Raw genomic sequence first — 552 nt, forward strand, 5'->3', positions numbered from 1 at the left:
GACAAATGAATTTTTTTGGGGAGACCCCATAATATTTTTTGAAACATTTACTAAAATATCCCGGCTCGCTGTATCCTACTTTTTCCGAGACCATGGTAACCGTCATTTCCGCCTCTTCCATTAACTTTTTCGCCTCTTTCATCCGCACATTAGTGAGTAAGTCTGAAATCGTACATCCAAGCTGCCTGGAAACTATTCTGCGGAGATAACTGCTGTCCAGATATACACCTTCCGCAATCTTTTCTACCGTTAATTCACAATCACTGTAATTCACGGCAATATATTCCTCCACCATAGAAATAATCTCCGCACCACGCTTTGAATAATTAGATTGAAACGCATCCATGGTTTTTCCAAATACATCCTGTAGAAATGCCAGACACTCATTTAAGGAAGTCTTTTTATACAATTCTGAATACGGCGAAAATCCCCCGCCAAAAATATCACTGATATTCCCATTCATTTCTGTAATATAAGACAGACAAATTGACATCATACCGCTGATCATCATATACGCATAGTCAGTAGGAAGATGTTTTTCAACGATATTCT

The 552-nt window shown here is 38.4% G+C and carries 1 protein-coding gene; it reads right to left on the reverse strand.

Annotation, left to right across the window (positions count from 1 at the left end; genetic code table 11):
* On the reverse strand, positions 1–552 hold a 552-nt coding region (locus ACH2DQ_RS26550), incomplete at both ends, for a helix-turn-helix transcriptional regulator (protein WP_395028666.1).

This window comes from Robinsoniella sp. (assembly GCF_034124845.1).